The sequence below is a fragment of the Polynucleobacter kasalickyi genome (assembly GCF_900176405.1).
In the GTDB taxonomy this organism is placed as follows: Bacteria; Pseudomonadota; Gammaproteobacteria; order Burkholderiales; family Burkholderiaceae; genus Polynucleobacter; species Polynucleobacter kasalickyi.
In genome coordinates this window covers 1-17636 of sequence record NZ_FWXJ01000008.1, presented here as the reverse complement: position 1 = coordinate 17636, position 17636 = coordinate 1, and the positions used below count along the sequence as shown (strand labels likewise).

Genomic DNA, 17636 nt, shown 5'->3' with positions numbered 1-17636 from the left:
TTGCATCTTGTATTCAGTACCAATGACTCAAGTCACAAGACAATATATTTAGGCAGTTTTGAGAAGCATTTTGAGAAGCACTTAGCAAAAAAAATCGGTAATTATTATTGAAATGAGCATGCACTTTTTATTCACACATCGAACGATCAGTAGATGGTTGCTAGCAGTCCTTTTGCTAGGAAGTCTGCTCGTGAGTAGCTGTGGTTTTCATTTACGTGGACCGGTCAATCTACCCTATAAAACTTTGTATTTGAACGGTACGATGACACAAGAATTACGATTGTATTTAAATCGATATTTAAAAACATCCGTGAATACTGCAATTGTGTCGAATGTTCAAGAAGCAGAGTTGATTTTGAATATCAACGAAACTATTGGTAAGCAAATTCTGTCTTATAACTCGGCGGGGCAAATCACAGCTTACCGAATTGTGGCTTCTGTGAACTTTACCGTGAGTAATGCGAATGGTGATGAGCTCATTGAGTCTTCGAATCTCTTCATCACCAGAGATATGGATTTTTCCATCTCCACACCAACTGCGTCTGGAGAGTTAGAGGCCTTACTCGTCACTGATATGCGGCAAGATATAGTTAGTCAAATTGCCAGACGCTTAAGTACCCTCCAGCAAAAGCCATCACCAGTCCTTGCACCTACCATCAAATGAATCGCCTAGACGTACTAGTTAGTCATTTGCAACGGGTGAGGGCTGGCAAAGAGGGCTTAAGAGCCCTCTATGTGCTCAGTTCCGATGAAGCACTCTTTATGATGGAAACTAAAGATTTACTCCGTGCAACTGTTAAGGGTCAAGGATTTACGGAGCGCGAAACCTTAATGAATGAGTCTGGCTTTGATTGGAGCGCTCTCATGAGTGGTTCGCAAACGCTCTCACTGTTTGGTGAGAAAAAATTGTTAGAGCTCTCGATTCCAACGGGAAAGCCAGGACGTGAAGGAGCGGAAGCGCTCAAGTCCTTTGCCAAACATGTTGAACAATTGGAAACCTCAGACTTAGATACGATTGTTTGTATTTATTTACCTAAATTAGATAGTGCGACCCAAAAATCCGCTTGGTTTGTTGCTTTAGAGGAAGCCGGACTTGCGGTTCGTTTGGATGCGATAGAGCGCTCAGAACTTCCCAATTGGATCAAAGCTCGACTCAAGCACAACGAGCAAGAGTTTGAAACTGGTGAAGCAGGTAAACGCAGTATTGAATTTATGGTGGAGCAATTTGAAGGAAACTTGATTGCTGCGCATCAAGAAATTCAAAAATTAGCTTTACTCTATCCGAAGGGAATGTTGACTGAGGAACAAATTCGGGAGTCGATTCTGAATGTGGCTCGCTACAATGTGTTCGAACTGACCGAAACTTTTCTGGTGGGCAATATGGCGAGAATCAATCGTACCCTCGATGGTCTCAAAGGCGAGGGGGAAGCCTTGGTCTTAATTGTCTGGACTTTATCTGAAGAGATTCGTTTGCTACGCACTTTAAAAGAAATCGTCCTGCAAGGGGGGCACCTTGCTTCAGCCATGAAATCGCGCAGAATTTGGGGTAAAAGAGAACAACTGATCCCACAAGTCTTACAAAGAATGCACTTGCCAGCCCTTGACCGTGCCCTGCAAATGATTGCTGATATCGATAAACAATCCAAAGGAATTCCGGCCAAAGAAATGCCGATGGATCCGTGGGATGGGCTGCGTCGCATTGGTGGGTTGTTTGCGATTCGCTGATAACCTTCCTTATCAAACAACAAAGTAAGAAACATTCTATTCGAGGCATCAAGGGCGAGATTAGGAGTCTTCCTTCATCGTTTAAGCTGCTATAGGCTGTTTTATTCCAGTTAATGACATTTGACCACTAAGTAAATCCAAATCAAATCTGACTCTTTGCATGATTAAAATTGGACGTTTTGCTCTTCCAATTGGAGCTGGAATCAACGCTACTAGACCGAATTTCTCTAGTTTATTTAAGGTTCTAGAAACATTTGACTCTTCTCTAGAAATTAATTTTGCAAGGCTCACTATCGACTCAGGTTGATGATTAGCAATTGCAGCAATCAAATCTTTATTATCGGAATAAAGTTTAGAAAAAGAATCTAAACTATTAACATTAGTTCCAATGTTTTCCCAGTACTGTTTAGCTTCATCTCCTATATAAACCTTCCCCCCAGCCCAATTTGGTAGCTCTGCATCTCCCCGCCCAACAGCTTTAATACTTTCAAATACATTAGAAAGTGTCGTTACTGGAATTTCATTTAACATTTTTTTCTTTTCTATTTTCATATCGTTTACCTAAATTAATTTAAGGAATTCTTTGCTCTATTTTGAGAAATTTTTTAAATATTTTTTTCAATATTCATTTGAATAATGTCAACGGGTTGCCCTAGTTTCATTAAAAGAATTTCTGACTCCCGTATGAACTTCCCAATATGCTGTTCAATGTTATTCATTTCGATGGATTTAGCTTTTTTAACGCCTATCGGAACGAAACCACCAGGTCCAAATTTAGTATCATGCCAATGATCATGGGGATGTTTACTATCTAGAGGCGCATGAGCATTATCTGTGGCTAAAATTCTTACAGTAGGATTTCCATCAGAATCTGGTGCAAATAAATTAAAGGCATAGCTATAACCGTGCGGATGATCTATTGATATATTTACTATAGATAGATTTATAGTCAATTTGTAACCACTCGCAAATAAAAGTTCTGTGCCATCAAATCCAGCAATTGATTCAACATACTTTCGATTACTTTCATCTTGAATTTCTTTTAATTTTTTTCTCAATTTACTTTTAAACCTATAATATCATATCTAGATATGATTGTATATTGTTCAGAATTATTCCAAAACTATTACCCCTGTCATCACTAAGTTCATTACATGATGAAATTTGATTTATCTAAAGTTGTTTTATGGTACGACAAATGAGTAATCCAATTTATTAGAAGATTGGATCTAACGAATAAAACAAGAAATTAGTCAATTTGAATTAAATAGTGGAAAATAGTCACATCTAGTTCATTGACGATTTTTAAACCTATATGTCTACATCTGATCCAAGCGTAAACAATACGACCCCAACAACAAGTAGCTCAGCGAATTTACAAGCAATTCATGAGCAATTGACTGTTATTGGTAAAAAAGCCAGAGCCGCATCACGCGCCATGGCTAAAGCCACATCACAGCAAAAGAATTTAGCACTTTTGCAAATGGGGATGGCGATTCGCTTACAAACACCTCTCTTAAAAGAGGTGAATTTGAGGGATATCGAAAGAGCTAAATTAGCTGGTCAAGATGCAGCTTTTATTGATCGCTTAACGCTGAGTGATAAGGCCATTAACGGCATGATAGAAGGTTTAGAACAAATTGCCGCTTTACAGGATCCAATTGGTGAAGTGTTAAATCATCGCAGTCGTCCGACTGGGATTGATATTAGTCAAATGCGTGTGCCACTTGGTGTGATTGGCATTATTTATGAGTCTCGTCCGAATGTAACCATCGACGCAGCCGCTTTATGTATTAAGTCGGGGAATGCTACTATTTTGCGGGGTGGTTCAGAAGCAATTGAATCCAATACTGCTTTAGCCAAAATTATCCAAGATTGTCTAAAAAGAGCGGGACTACCTGAGGATGGTGTACAAGTGATTGAAACTACCGACCGTGCCGCAGTTGGTGAAATGATTACGATGACGGAGTATATCGATGTGATTGTGCCACGCGGTGGTAAGAGTCTGATTGCTCGTTTAATGCAAGATGCTCGCGTACCGATGATTAAACACTTAGACGGTATCTGTCATACCTATGTCGATGCGGAAGCGGACATGAGTAAAGCGATTACCGTTTGCGATAACGCCAAAACACAACGCTATTCGCCTTGTAATGCGATGGAGACTTTGTTGGTACATGCCAAAATTGCCCCACGAATCATGGCGCCATTATGTAAGATTTATCAAGACAAAGGTGTCGAATTACGGGTGGATCGTAAAACTAAAGGTGTCCTTGCTCAGGCGGGCTTTGATGGGATGAGTGCACTGGTTGACGCTACTGAAGAAGATTGGACAACCGAGTATTTAGCACCGATTCTGTCGATTAAAGTCGTAGAAAATCTGGATGAAGCGATTGACCATATCAATCACTATGGTAGTCACCATACCGATGCCATCATGACAGAAAATACCATCACTGCCGATCGTTTCTTAAAAGAGGTGGATAGTGCAAGTGTGATGCTCAACGCCAGTACCCGTTTTGCTGATGGCTTTGAGTATGGACTCGGGGCAGAAATTGGCATCTCTAATGACAAGCTGCATGCCCGTGGACCAGTAGGTTTGGAAGGACTTACTTCGCTAAAATATATTGTTAAGGGCAACGGCTCTATTCGGGGTTAAGCGGCATACTGGTATGAAACAGGTCCGCTTTGGGCCATGAGAAATAGTTTACTAAAGGGGTTGAGATGGGCATGGTTGGTTATCAATGGGTCAAAATACTGCACCTTATTTTTATTACTTCTTGGTTTGCCGGTTTGTTTTATTTGCCAAGAATTTTTGTGAATTTGGCGATGGATAAAGATCCACAAGTGCAGGCAAGATTGATTGCGATGGCCCAAAAGCTCTATCGCTTTATGAATATTTTGATGATTCCAGCCTTAATTTTTGGCTTGATTCTTTGGTTATATTTTGGTGTTGGTAGAAGTCCAGGTACTGCTTGGATGCACGCTAAATTATTACTTGTCATCTTTTTAATTGGTTATCACCATATGTGTGGTGCTATGGTGAAAAAATTTGTAGCAGGGACTGTGACGAAGTCCCATGTATGGTTCCGTTGGTTTAATGAAATCCCTGTCGTACTATTGACGATTATTGTCATCTTGGTGATTCTTAAACCCTTTTGATGTTTTACTTTGATTAAAGATCTCGCTTGAAATATTTTGTTGTTTGTCCCAGAGGACTAGAAGTTCCCTTATATGAGGAACTAGTATCAATTACGACCCATTGTATGGATGAAGAGGAATTGCAACAGCTTGGGCTGAGTAAGCCAGAAGCAATACCTCTCGCTAAATCCATCAAGAATGTGTTTTTAGGGGATGCGCCGATCAAGCCTAGTGGTGGGATTGAGGTCAGTGGCACATTGGGTCTAGCGATGGCGATTAATTTACATAGTCGTATTGCTTCCAGAGTCCTCTTGCAACTCATTCATTGTCCTTATAAAAAAGAAGATGATATTTATAAGGTCACGAAGGGACTTAGCTGGGAAGATTGGTTTGATGTAAGTCAAACCATCCGCGTGGATGTAACCGCTCAGCGCTCCAATTTACAAAGCTTAAACTTTATTACCTTGCGCATTAAAGATGCGGTATGTGATCGCTTTCGAGATCTATGCGGTGAGCGTCCAAGTATTGAGACCGGCACACCAGATGTCAGAATTATGGCGTTTTTAGATGCCACGCATATTTCGATTTATCTGGATACCTCCGGTGAGGCGCTCTTTAAGCGCGGATGGCGCGATGAAAAAGGTGCGGCTCCTTTAAAAGAAAATCTGGCTGCAGGGATTTTGGCATTCACGGGTTGGCAAGCCAAGCAACCTTTGTATGATCCGATGTGCGGTAGTGGTACGTTTTTGATTGAGGCCGCACAAATCGCCAGACATATTCCGCCAGGTGCTATTCGCGCCGGATTGATGGAAGAATTGGAACCTGAAGACCAGGGCGTTGAGCCGGTCCGTAAAGCGTATACCGATACTTTGCTCAATGATGTGGATACAGATGCGGATGCAGATGCAGATGCAGATGAGGATGAGGAGATTCAAAAAGAGTCTTTAAGTCAATCTGCGCAGGATACTCCTCAAGCTGTTTCTGAGGAACAGTCGGCAAGTACTAAACCAGTTTGGTCAGCACCAATTTTGGTAGATTCCGGTAAGCCACTGGAAATAAAAACAACGCCACAAGATTTGATGCCAATAGTACCGAAAAGAGTGCAAAAAGCTGAACCCGAAGACGCTAGCCGCACCTCAAAAAGTCGTTTTGAAAAAAAGGGTGGTGAGGCATACTTCGCCGGCTCAAATAAAACTTTAAAGTTCAAGCCGAGCCGCGTAGACCTGGTTGGTGTTTATCAAGGCTTCGGATTTTTAAGATTGAAGCCATTCCAAACCCAGCCGGAAAAAGAACTATGGGGTTTGCTCAAGAAAGTGGCTCAACTGGAGATGCAACGTTATCAAGAGGTACCTCTGCAGATTGCCGGTTCTGACATTAATGAACAGATGATTCGAGTAGTGCGCCACAACTGGCGGATGGCAAGACTACCTGGTCAACCCAATGTGCGCCAAGTAGATGCGCTCATGGTGAAATCTCCCTTTAAGTCTCAGATGAGTAATCCTGGTGTGATGTTGTTTAATCCACCGTATGGCGAGCGGATTGAGTTGAAGGGTGGTCGTGGTGCACGCTACGAGGAAGATACTTATGAGGTTGTCGAGCCAGAAAAGAAAATGCGCGGCGCACGAGATCCATTGCCAAAGAATTTTACGGATCCAGCCTTTGTCGATTTCTTATCAAAGTTTGGCCGACATCTCAAAGAAGAGTTTGCTGGTTGGCAGATTGATATTTTGACAGCAGATATGGGTTTACCAGGGCAAATGCGCATGAAAGAAACCAAGCGTACCCCATTATTTAATGGCTCGATTGAGTGCCGCCTGTTCCGGTTCGAAATTCGTGAATTTCAGAAGCGGCAAGAACAAACTCCGATTCAAACGAATGACCCAACAGAGAGTTAATTGAAAATGATCGAACTGAGAATGAACGAATTGAGAATGAACTAACTGAGTGATCCTTTCTCAAAAGGATCACTCAGGAGTTGCCATTGAATTGGGCTAAGATAGAGTTTAGAAAAAGAAATAGACGAGACAGAACTAATACAATAGTACAAATATTATTATCACTAGGAATTTCAAATGGAATTTAAAACATACATGTGTTTGATTTGCGGTTGGGTCTACGATGAAGAAGCAGGCCTACCAGATGAGGGCATTGCACCAGGCACCAAATGGGAAGATGTGCCAGTGAACTGGACTTGCCCAGAGTGTGGCGCACGTAAAGAAGATTTTGAAATGATGGCTTTTTAATTTGAACAGATAACAATATCCTATGGCAACCAATCAATCCTTATTTGAACGCGCTCAAATCACTACCCCTGGGGGCGTAAACTCTCCTGTTAGAGCCTTTCGCTCGGTAGGTGGTACACCTCGCTTTATTAGTAAAGCAAAGGGTGCCTATATTTGGGATGTGGAAGGCAAACAATATATTGATTGCATTGGTTCATGGGGTCCAATGATTCTTGGACATGCACATCCTGAAGTTGTTAAAGCGGTACAAGTCGCCGCTGAAAATAGCTTTAGCTATGGTGCTCCGACAGAAGCAGAGATTTTGATGGCTGAGAAAATTACGCAGCTCGTGCCAAGTATCGAACAAGTACGTTTAGTCTCGAGCGGTACCGAGGCAACGATGAGTGCGCTGCGTTTGGCTCGCGGATTTACAGGACGGGACTTGATTGTGAAATTTGAAGGTTGCTATCACGGCCATGCAGATAGCCTCTTAGTCAAAGCAGGATCGGGTTTGTTGACATTTGCAGAGGAGAGTGAGGATATCGATTTATCGAAAAATGCTCCTTCCTCCGGTGGCGTGCCACAAGATGTGATTAAACATACTTTAGTTTTACCCTTTAATGATTTAGCGGCGCTTGAGCATGCTTTTGCCCAGTTTGGCCCAGAAATTGCGGCACTAATTGTTGAACCGATTGCTGGCAATATGAACCTCGTGCAAATGACACCAGAGTTTATTGCAGCGATGCGGAGTCTAACGACTCAGCATGGTGCCTTGTTGATTTACGACGAAGTAATGACTGGTTTTAGAGTCGCTCTCGGTGGTGCGCAAAGTTTGCACGGGATCACTCCCGATTTAACCTGCTTAGGTAAAGTCATGGGTGGTGGGATGCCGATGGCTGCATTTGGTGGTCGCAGAGACATCATGCAAAAATTAGCACCGATTGGCAATGTCTATCAGGCGGGTACTTTATCAGGTAATCCATTAGCGGTCGCTGCGGGTCTTACAACGCTCAATTTGGTGAGTAGAGAAGGTTTTTACACTGAGCTTAGCAACAACATTAGTAAGTTACTCAAAGGTCTCGAGCAGTTAGCTAAAGAGGCGGGGCACGATTTTTCGACAGATCATGTGGGCGGTATGTTTGGTATCTACTTTGCCAAAGAAAAGCCACAATCTTTGGAAGATATTACCAAATCTGATATGGAGAAATTTAAGCGCTTCTTCCACGCGATGTTGGATGAGGGGGTTTACTTGGCACCTTCAGCCTATGAGGCAGGTTTCTTATCGATTGAGCACAATGATAGCGTCATTGAGAAAATGTTAGTTGCGGCGAAGGTGGCTTTCTCGAAGATTTAAATGAAAATGAATTCTTTAACGCTGTTGCGTTGAAGAGTCTCAATTCGAAGATGGAATTCGTACCTCCTCTGGCGCATTCAGAAATGCAAAGGGATTAAGGAATTGACGCCGCCAAAAGAATGTACGGTCTACCTGACTAAGTTTGGCTTCATCACAAATGCCCTGCCAAGATTCTTCGATAACACGTATTTGATGGTTAATGATGCTAATGGCATCTTCTTTTCCAAGTAAAAAAACTGGAGCAGCAGTAATACAAGTTGCCAGTTGACTACTTCGATCCCTGCCATGAATGAGCATCGCTTGAGAAGCCTGCTGACCTGAGCGTGATTGTGGGCAAATATCGTAGGCTGGAGTCAAAATCAACTGATGCCCATCCCAAAATGCAGCATGGTTACGAGCATGGTCGTCGGTGTTGCCACTTAAAATATTAAAAACAATTCTAGAAAATAACTCTCGCAATGTTGCCAATGGGTCTTTAAAGCGATGGCGAATTATTTCGGCAAGTTTTTCATAACTAGCATAAGCAGCCATCATTTCATCTAACTCAAATAAAGTGAGTGCCGATACCATAGCGCGTCTACTCCAGCCAACATCCTGATGAACTCGGTCAAAACGCTCGATTAATAGTACTTCTTTACCCATGACGGTACGAAGTTCTACTGGAGCTACATCAAGACCAACTTTTTGCGCCAAACGCATAGCGATAAATTCTGCTTTCACCATGCTATAAAGATCATAACTTGCAGAAAATTTAGCGATCAATTTGCGTTGACCGTCATGCAATAAAACCTTGGGTCGAGCACCACCCAGTGAGGTACCATGCAATAAGGCCTGCTCAAGATCCGGATTGAGCACAATCCCACGTTCCACTTTTTCTGCCGCGATTAGTAACTCTTCTAATAAAGGTTGTTGCGTTTGTCTAGGTAAATATTGGGTTGGGGTAAGTTGAAAATCCAAAGCCCCGACCCGATCTGAACCAGACTCGAGAAGGTAAGTTAACTCATCTAATTCAAAGTTGGAAGTACTTGTCCCTCTTAACCCTAGTTTACGGTTCATTAATACTCGTCGTCCCCATGCATCGGGTGACGCATCTCGCAGACAACTTGGTATGGATAATCCAGGTACCAAAGGAATACTACCAGTCTGAAGAGGCAATTCTGGACTATATAAAGAAATAGCATCAGCCCGAGCCAAATAACTACGTCCATAGTTAAATACTAATTGCTCACCTTGTTTAGTGAGTAAGCCCGCCACAACAGGTTCTATTGCGTTTGGTAGCCAAAACCAGACATACGCTTCAGAATAGGCTGAATGAAATTCAGAAGTTATCATTCACTTCCTTGAGATGGGACCTCACAGATTTTGGTAATAATGTTAATTTTTCTCGTTGGTGGAGTAAGGAAGCATTTAGCCCTCGCTGCTCTTCGTTAAACAAAGGTACACCACAGATGGAAGCAACTTCGAATACTGCCCCGATAGAGCAATTGGGATCTCCGCGCTCGATACGCTGTAGTAATGACCTTGAAATGCCAGCGCGCGCAGCCAAATCCGTGGTTGTGAGGGCTTTATTAATGCGTGCCTCATGTACTAGCGATCCCAACAATTCAAGACCTTGAAGACTGTATTGTGAATAGGGTCGTGCGATTGGTTTGACCATAGTTTTACCTCATCAATGAATAGCGCTGCAAATGATTGGAACATCAAATGACAGCAACATATCTTCGTTCAATATTACAGAACTTTCAACAATAAAACAAGTAAAATTGATTCATTAATGATTCATAAGGGTTCAAATGATTTATTAATGAATCAAAAATATCTGAAAATAGGATGCTAAAAGTGGTTGTAAAGAACAATAAAGGTATTAAAACGCCACGTGTTTGACTAAACCAGGTGTTTGAATCATTTGTGGTTCTTCATCCAAGGACATGGCCGTGAGACTTCCGCCCCAAACACAACCTGTATCCAAACCAATAATATTTTTCTTTTGGACGAGTCCCATCGTAGACCAGTGACCAAAATAAATCCGTAGATTCTCTGTTTTTCGTTTTGGCACATTAAACCAAGGGTAGAAATTTTTTGGTGCAGTTCCCATCCCCTCTTTACTGGCAAAGTCCATTTCACCTTTGCTGGAGCAAAACCGCATTCTAGTAAAAGCATTTACGATGACTCGTAAGCGGTCTTCCCCTTTAAGGGTATTAGACCATTTCGTGGGCGTGTTGCCGTACATGCTCTCTAAAAAGGAAACATAGTTCTTCCGCTTGAGGGCCTTTTGTACTTCATCTGCTAGTTCCATGACTTGATTAATGCCCCACTGTGGCAAGACACCGGCATGGATAAATAAATTAAAGCCATCGAATAAGGCTAAGGGGCGCTTACGTAACCAGTCAATTAATTCACGTCGATCGGGTGCGCGTAAAATATCGTCGAGGGTATCAAGCGATTTAGGGCCGCGAATACCAGCATCACGGGCTAGTAAGTGTAAGTCGTGATTACCTAAGATGCATTCACAATCCCCTAGCTCTTGCCAGGCTTTGAGCCTACGGAGTGTTCCCAATGAATCAGGTCCACGATTGACCAAATCTCCGACACAAATAATCTTTGAACCGAATGGAAGTTCATTCACCAAGTTGTCTAATTGGGTCGAGCAACCTTGTATATCACCAATGGCGTAAATTTGATTCATATTCGGCGCTTTTTAAAGGTCATATTGGTAATTCATTAGAGTTCAGGTGAAACTTTTTCTTCCGGTGAAGGTCTTCGAAATTTTCGTGATATGTCAGACACTTTGACTGGAAAATATCTGACAACAACAATTGAAATTTTAAATGGTTTTACGCAAAATCATGCATTTGTTGAAGAATTTGCTTCCGCTTTGACTACACTGTATCTCAATAAGGTGGTTTTCCTCGCTTCATCGTGCTTGATGATGGGGAATGGATAGTCTTTACCAAGTTCTAATTTGGCTGCTTGTAGTTCTATTTCCCCAGCAAGCCATGGCGCATGAATCGATTGATTCGATAAACCCGCTAGCTCAGGACAATATTTGCGAATGAATTTCCCTTCTTTATCAAACTTTTGGGACTGCGTGATCGGGTTGAAAATCCGGAAATAAGGTTGAGCGTCACATCCACTTGAGGAGGCCCATTGCCAACCACCATTATTCGCAGCGAAGTCATAGTCATTGAGCTGGTCAGCAAAATACGCTTCACCTAAACGCCAATCAACACCTAAGTCTTTGATTAAAAAACAAGCAGTTACCATCCTTAGGCGATTATGCATATAGCCAGAAGTATTGAGTTGACGCATCGCGGCGTCGACTAAGGGATAGCCTGTCTTGCCTAAAGTCCATGCTTTAAAAAACTTTTCTTGCAGTAGACCTTGTTCCCAAGTGATTTTGTCATAATCGGGTTTAAAGGAAACACCGCTGGCTAAACGTGGGTGATTGGCCAAAATCATAAAATAAAAGTCACGCCAAATCAGTTCTGAGAGCCAAGTACTCGCACCTGCACTTCCTGCTAGCATCAAATGATGCGCAATCCGCACTAAGGCGCGAATCGATACCGTGCCAAAACGTAAATGGGTGGATAAATAGCTAGGACCCTTAATCGCCGGAAAATCTCGGGTTGCTTGATATTGATGGATACGATCTTCAAAATCACTCAGTAATTGACTAGCACCATGCATGCCAATGGGGATTAATTCCTGAATGTTGGAGGGAGTAAAGCCCATCGCTTCTAAAGTTGGGATCTCTGTGGCTTTACCGAGGATGGTTTTTGGTAGGGGAGCGAGTTGCTGAGATTGTTGCTCCGAGGTAAAGCAATCCTGCGAAGCAATATCCTGCGGCGTTAATTTTTTGAGCCAAGCATTCTTAAAGGGTGTGAAGACGGAGAAGACGCCACCTGCACCGGTTAAGACTTCTTTGCGCTCAAAAATCACTTGGTCTTTATAGCTAGTAAAGTCAATGCCTAGGTCTTTTAATTGATTGGCAACTAGCGCGTCTCTAGCAATGCTACTTGGTTCGTAATCATGATTAGTCAATACTGCATCGACGGCAAGCTCCTTCGCAAGCGCTGGAATCAATACTTGCGGATTACCATGGAGAACAATCAGACCACTCTTGGGATTCTTTGCAATTAATTCAGCGTGAATTTGTCCAATACTTTGCCAAATAAAATCAACCCGTCGATCCGTAGTTAGACCCTTGTCTAATAGTGGATTTAAGATGTTTGTATCAAAAATAAAGCAAAGATAGACCTGATCAGCGACCTGGAGTGCCGCTGATAAAGCAGCATGATCAAAGGTTCTTAAATCCCTTCGTAACCAAACGAGTGCTTTCTCCATGAGATAACCTTTTTGATAATGAAATAATATTGATATGAATGATGAAATTCACAGAAAAGTGAATAACCATACCACAAAAACCATCATCCTATTTGAGCAAACCGATTCTAGACTACGCTAAAATTAAAGCATGAAAAACCTGACCGAAGATGTAAGTCACCTCGCGAACCAATTACTTATCGCCATGCCTGGTATGGTAGATGATCGGTTTAGTGGTACTGTTGTGTACATGATTGAGCATAATCAACAAGGTGCTATGGGCCTGGTCGTGAATCGTCCGACCGATTTGAATTTACATGGGCTATTTGACAAAATTAATCTCAAATTAGAAATTGATCCTTTAATGAAGCAATCCGTTTATTTGGGCGGACCAGTGCAAACGGAGCGAGGCTTTGTGTTGCATTCGCAGGTGGAAGATGTGCAGTATTCCTCTACTTTGGTAGTTCCTGGGGGTCTTGCCATGACGACTTCTAAAGATGTGCTGGAGGCAGTTTCCGAGGGTGGTGGGCCGAATAAGTTTTTAATGTCTCTGGGCTATTCAGGTTGGAGTGCTGGACAGTTAGAAGATGAGATTGCACGCAATGGTTGGTTAAATGTTTCAACAAGTCTTGAGAAGATTTCTGAGATTATTTTTGATACACCATTTGCACAGAGGTATCAGAAGGTCATGTCGATTATTGGCATTGATCCAAGTCATCTAAGTGGTGAAGTGGGTCATGCTTAAGATCTCCGCATTGCAGCTGATGATGCAATTAATGAAGCAATTCTTTAAACAATCTATCCAGAGTATTCCAACTCAAATGGTATATCCGTCTTGAGCCACACCATCTTAGCCTTTGATTTTGGCGAAAAGAGAATTGGTGTGGCCGTTGGTAATACCTTTTTACGCCAAGCTCAGCCTTTAAAAACCATCTTAAATAAAAGTGCTGATTATACCTTTGAACAAATCGGGCAACTAATCAAAGAGTGGGATACTAAGTTGCTAGTGGTTGGTTTGCCAAGACATCCGGATGGTAATCCGCATGAGATGACTAAAAAGGCAACACGCTTTGGTAATCAATTACATGGTCGACTCAATATTCCGGTCGTGTGGATCGATGAAAGATATACCTCGGCAGTTGCTGGGGATTTAGCGGGGGATATCGATTCTCAGGCTGCGGTAATGATTCTGGAGCAATATTTTGCTGAGAATCAACAATAGTTTCATCAAATCAACTTATAGATGCATGTCGGGTCATTTTATGCGATTCCGATGTTGATAATTTGGATAAAATATTGACCAAAATCCGATATTTTGGTTAAAATAATAACCAAATGAATCATACTGATATAGCACCTATCTTAGAACGTCAGTTGTTATTACAACTAGGCGATCGACTGAAGCAATTGCGAAAGTCACAAGGGCTAGGCACGGTTGAGGTGGCTTTGCGTGCAAATTTGACCCGTAATACCCTAAGGTCAATAGAGGCAGGTGACCCTTCCCCATCAATTGGCGCTTATCTTCGAGTGATGTCTGTTTTAGGCGTTAGTGGGGAGCTAGCGCTTTTGGCCGGAGATACCATGCAAGCCACTAAAAAAGGCTCTGCAGCAGCAAGGTCGCTAAGACCTGCGCCTGTAGTCCAAGTGCGTTTTTTGGCAGAGAGTGCTAGGCATCGACTTCAAGATCTACAAAGTCTAGCCTTGCATGAGGCGGCTGTAGGACTAGCCAAGGACGACCCGACGCTCGTATTACAGGCTGAAAGCACTTTGCAACATTGGCTCGAAACTGGCGATACTCGCTCCGCAAGCCTATGGCTTGAATGGCAACAGATATTGAAAGCCCAGTCATGGCGCAAAGTTCTCGGCCGAACAAGACGTGCCCAACAACTTAGGCAAAGTTCACCACTAGTGACCATCATTCCGGAACCATTACGACTTGATATCTTAAGCCAAGTAAGCGCACTTAAAAAAGGGGTAGTGCTGAATAATACTACCGAAACTCTTGAGTCTATAGAAAATTATAAGGAATTGCCATGACGCGCGAAGAACTCGAACACATCATCCGTGCTAGTGCTGATGTAACTGATCAGTATGAGTTTGTAATCATCGGAAGTCAGTCCATGTTGGGCCCTGTACCGAATCCTGAAAGGGTATTTTCGGTATCAATGGAAGCGGATATATACCCACTAGATTTTCCAGATTTAGCAGATAAGATTGATGGTGCAATTGGCGAGGGATCATATTTTCATGAAACTTATGGTTACTATGCTCAAGGAGTAGGGCCGACACGGCGATATTACCTAGGGACTGGATGAGGCGTGTTCATCGTGTGCAGAATAGAAATACGAATGATCGAGTTGGATACTGCCTAGATATTCTTGACCTCTTTTTATCGAAGGCGATAGCAAGTCGTGAAAAGGATCGAGAGTTTTGTATGGCTTTACTCGAATATGATTATCTAAGAGTTGAAGATGCGCTAAATTTGGTGACGACTATGCCGATTGAAGAGGATGATCAACGAAGATTACGCGCAACGATTCGCCGTTGGGCAAGAGCCTTGTAAATTTAGATCCATGACCTACCATCGCATAAAAATTCATTTCAATAATCTCTAACTCACTGTTGAGACCATGGTAGACTTTCATAGAATTGAAGAACTTGCTGATAAATCTTATCAAACTCAGGTAAAGGCTCTTCAACTTCTGCCGCCAAATCTTCATAGCCCTTTGCTGCCATTTCTCTGATTCGCAAGTCAGTCATTGAATCTGCTTGAGCTTTAATTCCCTTGGGTTCAGCCGAAGCCACAATTAGAGACCTAAGCTGGACACGTTCAGCATGAGTCCAACGGTCAACATGGCTAAGAAGCAAAGCTAGGTCATAAATATCTTGACGTCGGTTTCGATTCCGTATCGTTTGTTGAAGTACGGATCGGTATTTTTCAGCCATTAAATTTACAAGACTATACGCCTGTAATTCCAACCCATCGACAAGTTGAAGAACCTCTGTATCAAGTACGGTTTCGTTATAGCTGTAATCGATTTCAACTACCGTAGGTGATTGCTTAGCTAAAAGGCGACTCATTGCTCTTGCATTACTTTTAGGAGCATATCCAATTTTTAGAGCCAGTGTCGGAAATGTTTTATCTAGACCAGTTGGCTTTAGTTCAGAACGTTGGATTTTGCAACTTGTGTCATAAGAAAGTTCTACATTGGCTATGACAAGCTGAACTTCGAGTTCTGCTATTAACTCTTTTTCATTACCTTGAATATATAGTTCGCGAGTTGAAAAGTCAGCATCTTTAGTAAATCGACTACTTTCGTAGCGAAGCGCCATTAGCATGCCACCTTTCATAATCATTTTGGTCCGTAGAGCAGTCGATTGCCCAATTGCTGTGAGAATGATGTGAACAGCCTCGCGAAAATTTCTCTTATTTGCCGAAGCTTTAGCTACCCATGCAGGTATATCAAGGGACTCTATGTGACTCTCTATTGGACTATTCATCATGAGAGGTTGGACCTGTTAGTGATGGAAGATTAATCGACAATTTCCAACGCTCTGAATAAGCGGCTGCGTACTCTCCATCTGGATCGAGCTTTCTAGACCCACCGCGTTGGGCTAATTTTTCCCACTCTTGAAATTCTGGAGCGTCAAGGTGGCAGACTTCGGTTAATAGATAACCTGCTCGCACTTTATCAATCGGTAAACCGTGGCGAGAAATTTCATCAATAATGAGGTTTAAGTAGATCTTCGCTTCAGCACAGTAAACATCCACTACATGCTGCAAGCCCCCGCAAAGCGTTGGCTCACGAATCATTTCTAGAAAAACTCTACCTATGGTAGCGACCCTTAGGTTAGAGCCTGAGACTAATCGAAATGCACCGAGTTGTGAGCGCTCACAAAAGTGGACAGACGTTTTATTTAAACGAGTAATTTTTGTAGGAGTTAGCCTCGGTAGACCAGCCGCCAAATAAGATTCTTGATTTTCGTTAAGATCGCGATTCATGCGTAACTGTGCTTGAAGTTTCCATTCGGAAGGCGAAGGTCGTGTGACATATAACATGACTGGGAAGCGATCTGTGAGGCCGTGGTACTCCATGGCACTTAAATGTGAGACATAGGTAAAGGGGTCTAGACCACAAATTACCTCCGCAGGGGAGGCCTTATTTTGACCAAATAAAAGATATCCTTTTGATTCAGTGATGGGTTGTATTTCTGAAAGGAGGGAAATACTGGTAAGTTGGTTACAAAGATCTTTGAAGACGACTTTAAAGTCAGTAAGCTCACAATCCAGTTTTTGGGCAAATATAAAAGCGTGACTAGCCAACTCATAGGTAGAGATTGCGGGCGCATTGTGTGATGCCAACATTTGCGTAAGTTGGTTTAAAAGTTGGGTACTGACTACGTTTAATTTATTAACAGTTTTCATATATTAAAATACGTCCTTAGGACGTATTTTAATATATTTATAAAACAAAAGCAAACATTCAGTTTAAAGTAAGAATAAACATTAATTTACTGTTGACTATTAATTACTTAAGGTGATAAAATACGTCCTTAGGACGTATTTTATCACCTTAAGGTATGTTTAATTGTAAAAATTAGAAATTAATAATGGCACCATCATCCAATCCCATCACAGGCTGACATTTCACCGAAACCAGTAATTTTCTACCGTCAAACAATTAGAAGGTAGATATACTATATTTCATAATGGGGTTATGTAACATGTAATTTACACGGTAACATTAATTGTTTTATCGTGTATTTATTATGTTACGTGGATTCAAGTACGAAGTGCAACACGTTTTACAGACTGCATAAAAACTTCGTTGGGTGTTTTAAATCCTAACCTTTTTCTTGGTCGGTTATTT

General features: G+C 42.0%; 20 protein-coding genes. 12 read left to right on the top strand and 8 right to left on the bottom strand.

Features of this window, described 5'->3' with window-relative positions:
• The first annotated feature begins 118 nt into the window (after positions 1-118).
• On the top strand, positions 119-664 hold the full coding sequence (locus B8983_RS08245; protein WP_159460862.1) for an LPS-assembly lipoprotein LptE: 546 nt from the start codon (positions 119-121) through the stop codon (positions 662-664).
• The gene (gene holA / locus B8983_RS08240) at positions 661-1725 is read left to right on the top strand and encodes a DNA polymerase III subunit delta (protein WP_084283675.1); all 1065 of its coding nucleotides are present in this window, start codon (positions 661-663) and stop codon (positions 1723-1725) included. The genes B8983_RS08245 and holA overlap by 4 nt, the downstream gene beginning before the upstream one ends.
• 81 nt (positions 1726-1806) lie before the next feature.
• On the opposite strand, the gene B8983_RS08235 is transcribed toward holA, so the two are convergent.
• Entirely contained in the window at positions 1807-2277 is a 471-nt protein-coding gene (locus B8983_RS08235; RefSeq protein ID WP_143736143.1) for an HVO_A0114 family putative DNA-binding protein, read from the bottom strand.
• 53 nt (positions 2278-2330) lie between these two features.
• Positions 2331-2783: a hypothetical protein gene (locus tag B8983_RS08230; protein ID WP_084283673.1), complete on the bottom strand. Its 453-nt coding sequence runs from the start codon at positions 2781-2783 to the stop codon at positions 2331-2333.
• 257 nt (positions 2784-3040) lie between these two features.
• Between B8983_RS08230 and B8983_RS08225 the strand changes: the two genes are divergently transcribed.
• The 5 genes from B8983_RS08225 to hemL all read left to right on the top strand — a co-directional run bounded on the left by B8983_RS08225 (position 3041) and on the right by hemL (position 8442).
• Complete coding sequence (locus B8983_RS08225) at positions 3041-4384, top strand: glutamate-5-semialdehyde dehydrogenase (protein ID WP_084283672.1); 1344 nt, start codon at positions 3041-3043, stop codon at positions 4382-4384.
• 65 nt (positions 4385-4449) lie between these two features.
• Entirely contained in the window at positions 4450-4887 is a 438-nt protein-coding gene (locus B8983_RS08220; RefSeq protein WP_234986955.1) for a CopD family protein, read from the top strand.
• 26 nt (positions 4888-4913) lie between these two features.
• Positions 4914-6761 (top strand): THUMP domain-containing class I SAM-dependent RNA methyltransferase, encoded by a 1848-nt coding sequence (locus tag B8983_RS08215; protein ID WP_143736142.1) that lies wholly within the window; start codon positions 4914-4916, stop codon positions 6759-6761.
• A gap of 177 nt (positions 6762-6938) precedes the next feature.
• On the top strand, positions 6939-7109 hold the full coding sequence (locus B8983_RS08210; protein ID WP_084283670.1) for a rubredoxin: 171 nt from the start codon (positions 6939-6941) through the stop codon (positions 7107-7109).
• A gap of 22 nt (positions 7110-7131) precedes the next feature.
• On the top strand, positions 7132-8442 hold the full coding sequence (gene hemL / locus B8983_RS08205) for a glutamate-1-semialdehyde 2,1-aminomutase (RefSeq protein ID WP_084283669.1): 1311 nt from the start codon (positions 7132-7134) through the stop codon (positions 8440-8442).
• A 39-nt stretch (positions 8443-8481) separates the two neighbouring features.
• On the opposite strand, the gene B8983_RS08200 is transcribed toward hemL, so the two are convergent.
• From B8983_RS08200 to B8983_RS08185, 4 genes are all read right to left on the bottom strand, one after another.
• The gene (locus B8983_RS08200) at positions 8482-9774 is read right to left on the bottom strand and encodes a type II toxin-antitoxin system HipA family toxin (protein ID WP_143736141.1); all 1293 of its coding nucleotides are present in this window, start codon (positions 9772-9774) and stop codon (positions 8482-8484) included.
• The gene (locus tag B8983_RS08195; protein ID WP_084283668.1) at positions 9761-10099 is read right to left on the bottom strand and encodes a helix-turn-helix transcriptional regulator; all 339 of its coding nucleotides are present in this window, start codon (positions 10097-10099) and stop codon (positions 9761-9763) included. Before B8983_RS08195 ends, B8983_RS08200 begins: the two co-directional genes overlap by 14 nt.
• A 207-nt stretch (positions 10100-10306) precedes the next feature.
• Complete coding sequence (locus tag B8983_RS08190; RefSeq protein ID WP_084283667.1) at positions 10307-11128, bottom strand: symmetrical bis(5'-nucleosyl)-tetraphosphatase; 822 nt, start codon at positions 11126-11128, stop codon at positions 10307-10309.
• 158 nt (positions 11129-11286) lie between these two features.
• Complete coding sequence (locus B8983_RS08185) at positions 11287-12786, bottom strand: cryptochrome/photolyase family protein (RefSeq protein WP_084283666.1); 1500 nt, start codon at positions 12784-12786, stop codon at positions 11287-11289.
• 130 nt (positions 12787-12916) lie between these two features.
• Between B8983_RS08185 and B8983_RS08180 the strand changes: the two genes are divergently transcribed.
• The 5 genes from B8983_RS08180 (at position 12917) to B8983_RS14340 (ending at position 15328) form a co-directional block, all read left to right on the top strand.
• Positions 12917-13510: a YqgE/AlgH family protein gene (locus B8983_RS08180; protein ID WP_084283665.1), complete on the top strand. Its 594-nt coding sequence runs from the start codon at positions 12917-12919 to the stop codon at positions 13508-13510.
• An 81-nt stretch (positions 13511-13591) separates the two neighbouring features.
• A complete protein-coding gene (gene ruvX, locus B8983_RS08175; protein WP_084283664.1) occupies positions 13592-13987 on the top strand; it encodes a Holliday junction resolvase RuvX in 396 nt (131 codons plus the stop codon).
• A gap of 113 nt (positions 13988-14100) precedes the next feature.
• Complete coding sequence (locus B8983_RS08170; protein ID WP_084283663.1) at positions 14101-14802, top strand: helix-turn-helix transcriptional regulator; 702 nt, start codon at positions 14101-14103, stop codon at positions 14800-14802.
• Positions 14799-15080: a hypothetical protein gene (locus B8983_RS14345; protein WP_369405850.1), complete on the top strand. Its 282-nt coding sequence runs from the start codon at positions 14799-14801 to the stop codon at positions 15078-15080. The genes B8983_RS08170 and B8983_RS14345 overlap by 4 nt, the downstream gene beginning before the upstream one ends.
• Positions 15077-15328, top strand: coding sequence for a hypothetical protein (locus B8983_RS14340; protein WP_369405849.1), 252 nt, complete (start codon positions 15077-15079; stop codon positions 15326-15328). Before B8983_RS14345 ends, B8983_RS14340 begins: the two co-directional genes overlap by 4 nt.
• A 53-nt stretch (positions 15329-15381) precedes the next feature.
• Here the strand turns inward: B8983_RS14340 and B8983_RS08160 are convergent, their stop codons facing one another.
• Entirely contained in the window at positions 15382-16269 is an 888-nt protein-coding gene (locus B8983_RS08160; RefSeq protein WP_084283662.1) for a nucleotidyl transferase AbiEii/AbiGii toxin family protein, read from the bottom strand.
• Positions 16259-17191, bottom strand: a complete 933-nt coding sequence (locus tag B8983_RS08155; protein ID WP_084283661.1) for a hypothetical protein — start codon at positions 17189-17191, stop codon at positions 16259-16261. The genes B8983_RS08160 and B8983_RS08155 overlap by 11 nt, the downstream gene beginning before the upstream one ends.
• Positions 17192-17636: the final 445 nt, after the last annotated feature.